Origin of the sequence: Streptomyces calidiresistens (assembly GCF_014141525.1) — a bacterium.
Classification (GTDB): Bacteria; Actinomycetota; Actinomycetes; order Streptomycetales; family Streptomycetaceae; genus Streptomyces; species Streptomyces calidiresistens.
This window is the reverse complement of record NZ_VKHS01001063.1, coordinates 1-1,520: the sequence shown is the minus strand read 5'-3', so window position 1 is coordinate 1,520 and position 1,520 is coordinate 1. Positions and strand designations below refer to the sequence as shown.

Sequence of the window (1,520 nt, the reverse complement as noted above, 5' to 3'; positions counted from 1 at the left end):
CCTGCCGGCAGCCCTCCCGCCGATCGGCCCGCTCGACGTGCCGCTCGGCGCGCTGCTGGTCGTGGCGACGGTCGTGGTGGTGACCGGGGCGCTGCACCTCGCCGCCGGGCTCCACCGGCCGGCCCCCTTCGTCCCGGCGCTGGAGGACCTGCCCCGTCTCCTCGCGCACGCGGTGCTCGCCTGGTGCGTGGGGTGTGCCCTGGTGGCCGCGCTCCGCCCCGACGTTGCCCCCGGGGCCCGGCAACTGCTCGCGCTGATCGCCGCCCACACCGTGCTCGCTTGGGCGGGGCGCGCCGCCGTGCTGCGGCTCCGCGGGCTGCGGGCGCGACGGGAACCCCGCCCGCTCGTGGTGGTCGGCGCCGGCCGGGCGGCCCGGCGGATTGCCGCCGTGCTCCGCGACCACCCCGAGTACGGCCTGCGGCCCGTGGCCCGGGTGGCGGACGGGGACGCCGGTGCGCCGGGCCCCGGAGCCGGCGAGCCGGGTGACCTTCCCGTGCTGCCGCCGGTGCCCCGGGAACTGGACCGGCTCATCGGCCGGTACGGGCCGGTCGACGCCCTGTTCACCCACCACCCGGCCGGTCCCGGCGACGCGGCCCTGCTGCGCCGGTTGTGGGAGCGCGGCGGCGTCGCCTGGCTGGTGGAGGTCGATCCGGTACCCCACCGCCCCCTCCCCGTCGGTCCCGGCGGTCGCGGCGCGCACCTGTGGGGCCACCCCTGTCACCGCCTCGACCCGCCCCCGCGCCGCCGCGCCGCGACCGCCGCGAAGCGGACGGTGGACCTGCTCGGCGCGAGCCTCGGCCTGCTCCTCGCCGCGCCGCTGCTGGTGGGCTGCGCGCTGGCCGTGCGTCTCGCCGACGGACCCGGGGTGATCTTCCGTCAGGAACGGGTGGGGCGCGACGGCCGGCCCTTCGTCCTCTACAAGTTCCGCACGCTGCGACCCGACGACGACCGGGAGGCCGCCACCCGCTGGTCCGTCGCCGACGACCGGCGAATGAGTCGGGTCGGACGGATGCTGCGCCGCACCTCCCTGGACGAACTGCCGCAACTGTGGAACGTGCTGCGGGGCGAGATGAGCCTGGTCGGTCCCCGCCCCGAACGCCCGCACTTCGTCGAGCGGTTCGGGCAGGCGTACCCCGGCTACGCGGAGCGCCACCGGATGCCGGTCGGTCTCACCGGCCTCGCCCAGACCAGCGGCCTGCGGGGGGACACCTCGATCGAGGACCGCGCCCGCTTCGACAACCACTACATCGAGACCTGGTCGCTCTGGCGGGATCTGCGGATCCTCGTCCGGACCGCCGTCGATTGCGTGCGGTGCAAGGGGGCCTGAGGATGCGTCGTCTCCTGCGTCGGCTGCTCGCCGGTTCCGCCGGTTCCACCGGATCCGCCTGCCCCGGGGGGATCACGGGGCGGATCACCGGGTCCCGGGGGGCCGCCGGCGCCCCCCGCCGCGTCGCCCCCGTCCCGGCGGGGCGGGAGACCGCCGGGTCCCGGCGGACGACCCCGGTCGGGGCCGTGGCCCC

At 77.9% G+C, this 1,520-nt stretch carries 2 protein-coding genes; both read left to right on the top strand.

Annotated features, from left to right (window positions below):
• Position 1: 1 nt before the first annotated feature.
• Entirely contained in the window at positions 2-1,327 is a 1,326-nt protein-coding gene (locus FOE67_RS25435; protein WP_182667166.1) for an exopolysaccharide biosynthesis polyprenyl glycosylphosphotransferase, read from the top strand.
• Between the two features lie 2 nt (positions 1,328-1,329).
• Positions 1,330-1,520 (top strand): hypothetical protein (locus tag FOE67_RS29745; protein WP_228474283.1); only part of this gene is annotated, 191 nt, incomplete at its 3' end.